7 protein-coding genes are annotated in these 8,134 nt (G+C 59.0%); 4 read left to right on the top strand and 3 right to left on the bottom strand.

The window, feature by feature from the left end:
• Window positions 1-171: 171 nt before the first annotated feature.
• Both dbpA and GZ093_RS18825 read left to right on the top strand, forming a co-directional pair.
• On the top strand, window positions 172-1,593 hold the full coding sequence (gene dbpA / locus GZ093_RS18830; RefSeq protein WP_296489046.1) for an ATP-dependent RNA helicase DbpA: 1,422 nt from the start codon (window positions 172-174) through the stop codon (window positions 1,591-1,593).
• A 143-nt stretch (window positions 1,594-1,736) separates the two neighbouring features.
• Window positions 1,737-1,973 (top strand): hypothetical protein, encoded by a 237-nt coding sequence (locus tag GZ093_RS18825; RefSeq protein WP_296489043.1) that lies wholly within the window; start codon window positions 1,737-1,739, stop codon window positions 1,971-1,973.
• Between the two features lie 52 nt (window positions 1,974-2,025).
• On the opposite strand, the gene GZ093_RS18820 is transcribed toward GZ093_RS18825, so the two are convergent.
• Entirely contained in the window at window positions 2,026-3,285 is a 1,260-nt protein-coding gene (locus GZ093_RS18820) for a DEAD/DEAH box helicase (protein ID WP_296489041.1), read from the bottom strand.
• A gap of 102 nt (window positions 3,286-3,387) precedes the next feature.
• Here GZ093_RS18820 and GZ093_RS18815 point away from each other — a divergent pair, with 102 nt between their 5' ends.
• Window positions 3,388-4,314, top strand: a complete 927-nt coding sequence (locus tag GZ093_RS18815) for an MBL fold metallo-hydrolase (protein WP_296489038.1) — start codon at window positions 3,388-3,390, stop codon at window positions 4,312-4,314.
• Window positions 4,315-4,619: 305 nt separating this feature from the next.
• Entirely contained in the window at window positions 4,620-5,099 is a 480-nt protein-coding gene (locus GZ093_RS18810) for a VOC family protein (RefSeq protein WP_296489035.1), read from the top strand.
• An 893-nt stretch (window positions 5,100-5,992) separates the two neighbouring features.
• Here GZ093_RS18810 and GZ093_RS18805 read toward each other — a convergent pair.
• Together GZ093_RS18805 and GZ093_RS18800 are read right to left on the bottom strand one after the other, a co-directional pair.
• Window positions 5,993-7,045: an asparaginase gene (locus GZ093_RS18805; protein ID WP_296489032.1), complete on the bottom strand. Its 1,053-nt coding sequence runs from the start codon at window positions 7,043-7,045 to the stop codon at window positions 5,993-5,995.
• Between the two features lie 571 nt (window positions 7,046-7,616).
• On the bottom strand, window positions 7,617-8,134 hold a 518-nt coding region (locus GZ093_RS18800; protein ID WP_296489030.1), incomplete at its 5' end, for an IS1634 family transposase.

Genomic DNA, 8,134 nt, shown 5'->3' with positions numbered 1-8,134 from the left:
CAGCACTGTAGCGTCCGCGTCGACGACCCGCCCGCGGCATTTGAATTTCTGGAGTGTCCATGTGTCCACCTGAGTTGAAGTGGACACGATGCTCTTAAGAATTGCCGATCTCCGCAAGGTGACTTCGCCACCCGCTTACAGTGCGCCATCCCGAATACCGATAATCCAGCCATGAGCACCACCGAACCCCAGGCAGCCCCTGCCACCCCTTCTTCTTCCGGCCAACGCTTCGAGTCCTTGGCCCTGAACCCGGCTACGCTGGCCAACTTGCAGCAGCTCGGCTACTTGGAAATGACACCGATCCAGGCCGCCGCCCTGCCTGCCGCGCTGGCCGGCAAAGACCTGATTGCGCAGGCCGAAACCGGCAGCGGCAAGACCGCGGCGTTCGCCCTGGCGCTGCTGGACCGCCTGAACCCGCGCCGCTTCGCGGTGCAGGCGCTGGTGCTGTGCCCCACGCGCGAGCTGGCCGACCAGGTGACGATCGAGATCCGGCGCCTCGCGCGCGCCACCGACAACATCAAGGTCGTCACCCTGTGTGGCGGCGTCGCCTTGCGCGGCCAACGCGCGTCTCTGGAGCAGGGCGCGCACATTGTGGTGGGCACGCCCGGGCGCGTGATGGACCACCTGGCGCGCGAGTATTTGAATTTGGAAGCCCTCAACACGCTGGTGCTGGACGAGGCCGACCGCATGCTCGACATGGGCTTTTTCGAGGACATGGCCACGGTGGCCAAGCAGTGCCCGAAAGAACGACAAACCCTGCTGTTCTCCGCCACCTACCCAGAAGGCATCGAGAAACTGGCGAAACAGTTCATGCGCGAGCCGCAGAGAATCCAGGTGGCGGCGCAGCAAACCTACAGCCTGATCGAGCAGCGCTTTTATGAGGTCACGCGCGCCAACCGCTTTGAGACGGTGGCGCTCTTGCTGAACCACTTTCGCCCGATCAGCACGCTGGCCTTTTGCAACACCAAGCAGCAATGCAAAGACCTGGTGACTTACCTGCAGCAGCAGGGCTTCAGCGCCCTGGCGCTGTACGGCGAGCTGGAGCAGCGCGAACGCGACCAGGTGCTGGCACAGTTTTCCAACCGCAGTGCGTCCATCCTGGTGGCCACCGATGTGGCCTCGCGCGGCCTGGACATCACACAACTTGAAGCGGTCATCAACGTCGACATCACACCCGACCCCGAGGTGCATGTGCACCGCATTGGCCGCACCGGTCGCGCGGGTGAGTCGGGCTTGGCCTTGAGCCTGGCCAGCATGAATGAAATGGGCTCGGTCGGCAAGATCGAGCAGTACCAGAAGCGCGAGTCGGTCTGGCACAAGCTCGACGAGCTCAAACCGACCGGACACGGGCCGCTGCTGCCGCCGATGGTGACGCTGCAGATTCTGGGTGGACGCAAGGAGAAAATCCGCCCCGGCGACGTGCTGGGCGCACTGACCGCCGATGCCGGCTACGCGCGCGAGCAGATCGGCAAGATCGTGGTCACCGAATTCACCACCTTTGTCGCGGTGCGGCGCGACATTGCGCTGGCCGCGATGCAAAAACTCAACGCCGGCAAGATCAAGGGCAAAAGCGTGAAAGTACGGCTTTTGTAGCGATTGCCGGGGCGCCACCTGTGTAAGGCAAATACCGACAGGCTTTACAGCCGCTTGCTGACTTCAGTTGCCTGAGTGGGCGACTACAGTTGTCTCAAGCGTCAAAGCCACCGATGGCGCTGTGAATCCACCGGAGAACCCTGATGAGCAACCTTGCACTTGAACTCAATCCCTTCAGCCTGATGATGGAGCCAGAACGCGTGTTGCAAACCATGGAACGTTCGCAGCAGCTGCGCGGCCTGCGCCGCCACAAGCTGCACCCGCTGGACAAACCGCTAATTCCCTACACATCGGAAGCCTTGGCCAGCCGCGCCGCCTATGACGCAGAGATTGATGCGCAGGACCGCCTAGCCCAAGCCAAAGCCTTCTTGCTGAACTGATTCACCGCACCGGGCGGGCATGGCCCTGACCCGTTGACATCAGCTTGGCGGCTTATTGCCCGCGCGCGGCGGCGGCGGCGCGCAATTTGTCTTTCTTGCTCGGGCGAAGCCCTTTGATGCCGCCGCTGCCAGGCACGGTGGCGGCGTTTTCACTTGCAGGCGCGAGACCGACCCCGAGTGGCTCAAAGCCAGCCACCTGTTCGCGCACCAAACTCAAACCCTGCCGCTTTTCAATCAAACGCCAATGGGCGTCAGAAGCAGCACTGACAAAGCTCAGCGCCACGCCCTTTTCGCCGGCGCGGCCGGTGCGGCCGATACGGTGGATATAGTCCAGCGCCGAACGTGGCAAATCAAAATTCACGACCACCGGCAATTGCGCGATGTCCAGACCGCGCGCCGCCACATCGGTGGCGATCACCACCTTCAGGCGCGACGCCTTGAAATCAGCCAGCACTTGCGTGCGCTTGCCCTGGCTCAACTCGCCGTGAAACGGCTCGGCGTTGATGCGGGCCTTGCGCAGCTTGTCGGCCACCATCTCGGCGGCGTGTTTGGTGGCGACAAACACCAGCACCCGACTCCAGTGGTTTTGCGCCATCAAATGGCGCAACAACTGGGTGCGCTGAGCGGCATCCACTTCAATCACGCGCTGCGCAATATCGGGCTGGGTTTGCGGTTCGGGCGCGACCTCGATGCGCACCGGCTCCCGCAGCAGCACTTGCGCCAGCGTCTGCACCGCTGGCGGAAAAGTCGCCGAGAAGAACAGGTTCTGCCGCTGCACGGGCAACAAAGCCAGGATGCGATTCAACTCTTCGGCAAAGCCCAGATCGAGCAAGCGGTCGGCTTCATCAAGCACCAGCGTCGCAACACCGCTCAAAGTGAGCGCATTGTGATCAATCAGGTCCAGCAGGCGCCCCGGCGTGGCGACCACGATGTCGGCGCCGCCGCGCAAGCGCAGCATTTGCGGATTGATCGAAACGCCGCCAAAGACGATGGACACCTTCAACGCGCGTGGCAGGTGCTGCCCAAGGAAGCGAATCTCTTCCCCGACCTGGGTGCTGAGCTCGCGCGTGGGTACCAGAATCAGGGCGCGCAGGCGCCGCGGGCTCTGTGGCACAGCGGCTTCGAAGTGTTGCAACAGGGGCAAGGCAAACGCCGCCGTCTTGCCCGAGCCGGTCTGCGCCGACGCCAGCAGGTCACGACCTTGCAGCGCCGGCGCCACGGCCACCGCCTGGATCGGCGTCGGCGCGGACCAGGCCTGGTCGCTGATGGCGCGCAACAACGCAGGAGACAAACCGAGTGAAGAAAATGGCATGAGCAGGTGCTGGTTAAATTGAAGGGCGGACCGGGTCGAAGGGCCCAGTTTAAGCGGCAACGGCACAGGCCGCATAATTGAAATCAAAGCGACTGAGCCCTCATGCCACAACCATCCAGACTCCCCCCAGACATCACCATTTTCGAGCGCGGCTGGCTCTCGTCCAACAACATTCTGATGGTTGGCGGCGATGCCTGCGCGCTGATTGACAGCGGCTATGTCACCCATGCGCCGCAAACACTCGCGCTGGTGCAGGCGGCGCTGAAGGGTCGCCCGCTCGACGTGCTGGTCAACACCCATCTGCACAGCGACCATTGCGGCGGCAACGCAGCGCTGCAGAGCGCTTACCCGGCGCTCATGACCCATATCCCGCCTGGACAGGCCCGGTTTGTCAGCACCTGGGACCCGCACGCGCTCACCTACACACCCACCGGGCAGAGTTGCCCACGGTTCCGCTTCGATGCGCTGTTGGCGCCGGGCAGCGAGCTCAGGCTCGGCGACCAGCTGTGGCAGGTGCACGCCGCACCGGGGCACGACCCGCACTCGGTGATTTTGTTTGAACCGGCATCCCGGACCCTGATTTCAGCCGATGCCTTGTGGGAACGCGGCTTTGGCGTGGTGTTCCCGGAGCTCGAAGGACTGGACGCGTTTGACGCGGTCGGCAAAACCATTGACCTGATTGAGTCGCTGGCGCCCAAGCTCGTGATTCCGGGGCATGGCAGCGCTTTTGACGGTGTCGAACAAGCCATTGCCGTGGCGCGCGCGCGCCTGGACAGCTTTGTCACGCAGCCGGCCAAACACATCAGCTACGCCGCCAAAGTGTTGCTGAAGTTCAAACTGCTCGAAGTGCAAGCCATCGCGTTGGAGGACTTCATGGCCTGGGCCTGCGCCACGCCCTATTTCTCAACGATTTTCAGGCAGCATTTCCCGGAGTTGGATTTCGCGCACGGGATCGAGCAACTGATTGGGGAATTGGTCAAGTCAGGCGCCGCGTCGCGGGACGGGGTGATGGTTCGCAACGCCGGATGAACGAACGGCACCCGAAGGTGCCGTTCTGGCGGGATCAGCAAACTTATAGGCCAAATAGGCCTCTAGCCCCCATCCCTATTGCGTAAGCAGCTATCTATTTGATATAGACCTTAGACGGCCACAGTCTTGGCCGCCGCCGTGGATTGCATGGCATCCCCGGCCCCCGCGTTAGCCACCTTTCCATTTCAGACAGTTGCCGTGACGGACGATCGCGCAGGGGCGCCGCCCTAAGGAATGCCAATTTCCCAAAAAACGGGTAGTCTTATGGTTCGAGTCATGTACTTGTCATCCATAGGAGAACTCATATGGTTAGCAAAAATACGATTTGTCTCTGGTTCAACGGCACCGCAGCAGAAGCCGCGCAGTTCTACGCCGAGACGTTTCCGGACAGCGCAGTGGGCGCGATCCATCGCGCGCCCGGCGACTATCCTTCTGGCAAGCAGGGCGACGTCTTGATGGTCGAGTTCACCGTGATTGGCATCCCTTGTATCGGCCTGAACGGTGGCCCGGCGTTCAAGCACAGCGAAGCTTTCTCCTTCCAGGTTGCGACCGACGACCAGGCCGAAACCGACCGTTTGTGGAATGCGATTGTCAGAAACGGCGGCCAGGAAAGCGAGTGTGGCTGGTGCAAGGACCAGTGGGGCCTGTCGTGGCAGATCACGCCGCGCGCCCTCCTGGCCGCGGTCACCGATCCTGATCGCGCGGCGGCCAAGCGCGCTTTCCAGGCGATGATGCAGATGGGAAAGATTGACATCGCTGCGATCGAAGCGGCCCGGCGCGGTTGACGGGCACTTACAGCACGTTCTTGAGGATGGCGGAAACGACACATCCCGTGTGTAAATATCGGCGATGCCGAAATGGCGGGCAATACCCAGCACCTCTCAATGGTGGTCGGCAGGTTGGCTTGCGCGACGCCTAGGGGTGACGTTTGCCGCGGGCATTCATGCGGCAGCGCATGCCGCCGGCTGGGTGGTCGCACTGGCCGACATGCCATGTCTACGCTCGGACACCGTGTACCGGGTTGCCTGTTCGATGTGGACACACCTGGCGATGCGGAACAGCTCACAGCTTCGGCCATGCCGGGTGAGCAGACTCTCTGGAAAAAAGCTTGATGCACCAGCCCGTTCAAGGCGATACGTCTTTTTTCATGGATTCATGAACCAAACAGGCCTCTAGCCCTTGTCCCCATTGCGCAAAAAGCTATTAATTAAATAGCAGGCATCAAACCGCCGCCTTGGATTGAATGACACCTGTCGTACCCCCACGTCCGCCAACTTTCCATTGCAAATTGGTGCCAGCAGAAAACAAAAGTGCGTTCCGGTCTTGTTGGCCGCTTTTTCCGGTACAAGCAGCCAAGCGCCGCTGACGATCTCTTACCCAAGGAACCGCTGTTCGGCCATTGCGGACATAGAGTGCAGGGCACACGACGGTCAGGAAATGGCAGATACCCGACAGCTAGGTCGGCGCTGTGAATTTACACAATTTGGCCCAAAGCTGACGTTGATGCCACCTCTGCTGAATGGCTGCAGTCAAGAGTGAAGCGGCCTCATGATGCCGTCGCTAAATCAGGGTTAACATAATTTGATAATCCTATATCGCATCGATGAATTGTCAATTGACTACTATTCATCGCGTGCAGCAATCGTATTTATGAATCGCTGCACGAATGAGTCGCGGGTTAGCGACTGAACGCCGCCTGAAGATCGGGTTGGCTACCGACACCACTCTGCAACAACAGCATCAGTAGGATACGAGCCTTGGCTGGAGACAAATCATCGGCCATTACCGCGCCAGCATCCACCAGCGTTTTGCCGCCTCCCTCAAAGCCGTAGTTAGGCAGAACTCGACCATTCGGCACCCGTGTCGAGATGACGACCTGGACGTTCTTAGATAAAGCATACTTGACTGCGTTGAACATAGGGATGTTCATATTGCCCCAACCAAGCGCCTGGACCACGATACCTTTGGCACCGTTGTCCACCGCCGAGCGCAGCAATTTGCCGTCGGCACCGCCATACATCGCGATGATTTCCACTGCTGGCATCTTATCGGTGCGCAGCTGTATGAACTGGCGGCGCAGCGGCATGCGCGAGAAGGTGATGCGGTCGAAATCCACCACGCCGAGGAATCCGAAGTCGCCAGATTTAAAAGTCTCGACGCTGGAAGTATGGGTCTTGGTAACATCGCGGGCGGCATTGATTTGGCTGTTCATTGCAAGCATCACACCCTTGGACTTTGCCTGGGGGTCGACAGCGATGCGCACCGCATTGAGCAGATTATGGGGGCCATCAAAATCCGACTCTGACGCATTGCGCTGCGCGCCGATCAGTACCACTGGCTTGTCCGATTTCACAGTTAAATCGAGCCAATATGCGGTTTCTTCAAGCGTGTCGGTGCCGTGAGAAACAATGACACCGGAGACTTCGGGACGCGCCAGCGCATCCTGAACCGCTTTAGTCAAAGCCACCCAGCGTACCGGGTCCATGTAGTCTGATGGAACGTTGGAGATGTTGTTGACTTCGACTTTGGCATATTTAGCGACGTCAGGGACAGTGGCAAGCAAGTCTTCTCCGGAGATGGCGGGAACCGGAGCTTTCTTCACGGGGTCGATTTTCATCGCGATAGTGCCACCAGTGGCAATCAAGGTGACAACAGGTTGAGCTTGCTGTGCGTAGGCTGCGGCAGATACCAGCATGACGGCAGAGGCCGCAAGAAATTTTAGTTTTATCATTTTAATCTAGTGAGTTATGGCGTTTATTTGCTCAACGCTTACTTGTGAAATGTTTTAAGCCTGGAAAATGGATAGCAGAGTGGCGTTGCCCTTGGGCGTATCAACCGCGACGACGTGCCTGAACTTGATGCAATTTAAATTTTATGGATGTCTCCTAAATAATTCAATATGATAGTTAACTGGCGAAGATTAGCGCCCGCTCAAGGATAGGACAACTGTGGCGTTCCACAGCTAGGGTTAACCCGCTCCCCGCGCGTATAAGCTGTAGGTGGCCAATCAAGACGAAGATGTTGATCTAATGATTCGGGATGGCTATCATTTCGTCATTGTGTACTGCCAGAAACCGACCGCCATGTTGTTCAACAACGGTCGTTTTATTGACACTTCAAAAAAACAGGTATCAGTCTGCTTTTTTGGCTGAAGGGTGGCGACTTACTCGTCAATCAATCAATGTCCAGAAAACGTATGGCTGGTGTAGTGTCTACAGCGGCCACTCAAACTGGGTACCGGTCTTCGACAGCTAATGACGCAAGTACCTTGATTTCATTAGGTTTGGCTTTAAAACGTGCCCCTACAAGAGGCTCAATTGTCGATTTGCAGTGGGCTGTTTGACTTTCAATGCTTTGAACATTTCGTGCTGTTCATCGCTCATGGAAGACACGCCGCTTAGTGGCTCTGCGCCGCCCAAAGTGACGCGGTGATGCTGAATGCGCTTGAGTGATTGCAGTGCCCGCTCCGGCGTAATGCCCGTGTTGGCTGCGCGCAGGCGCATTCGCATCACACGGTGCAGCACCAACGCCATGAAGCAAATTGAAGCATGTGCGCGAATGCGCTCGGGCAGGCGGTGATAGACGGGGCCGATTTCCAGCTCAGACTTCAACACCTTGAAGCCCCGCTCAATGTCGGCCAAGGACTTGTAGCGCGCTATCACCTGCTCGGGATTCATGTCCGGGACGTTGGTCACCAGCAAGAGCTTGCCGTCCATCATCTGCGCTAACTTCAGGGCGGCCTCATCAACTTCGTAGCTGAACAACTCTTCGGGCATGTTCACCCTGAGAATCTTGCCCAACCGGGCCTCGCACACCTCAT

It is taken from the genome of Rhodoferax sp., assembly GCF_010365055.1.
Taxonomy (GTDB): domain Bacteria; phylum Pseudomonadota; class Gammaproteobacteria; order Burkholderiales; family Burkholderiaceae_C; genus Rhodoferax.
Note: the sequence above shows the minus strand (reverse complement) of the source record. Positions and strands in the feature narration are given on the sequence as shown.